Annotated in this window: 1 protein-coding gene; it reads left to right on the top strand. The window is 41.2% G+C overall.

Annotation, left to right across the window (positions count from 1 at the left end):
- Positions 1-328 (top strand): hypothetical protein (locus CDOM16190_RS10540; RefSeq protein WP_211437451.1); only part of this gene is annotated, 328 nt, incomplete at both ends.

Here is a 328-nt window from a genome sequence, read left to right as displayed (position 1 = left end):
GGCATACCAACACCTGAAATTACATTCCCTGAGGATGCAAACAGTAACGGAACATTATCATCTGGTGAAAATTCAACCGATCCTGATAACACAACAGCAAAAATTACAATTCCTGCCGACGCTAAACCTGGCGATACGTTAAAAGTAACCGTAACAGGACCTGACGGAAACCCTGTTTCACAAGATATTCCATTAACTCCGGACAATATAGCTAACGGCGTAGAAATAACAGTTCCTGTACAAGATGGTAAAACATCATCTGTAGAGGCTTTCATACAAGATCAGAATGGAAATACAGGTGGTACTGCAAACGGAAGTATTGCAGTAG

The organism is Campylobacter sp. RM16190 (assembly GCF_012978835.1).
In the GTDB taxonomy this organism is placed as follows: domain Bacteria; phylum Campylobacterota; class Campylobacteria; order Campylobacterales; family Campylobacteraceae; genus Campylobacter_A.
Note: the sequence above shows the minus strand (reverse complement) of the source record. Positions and strands in the feature narration are given on the sequence as shown.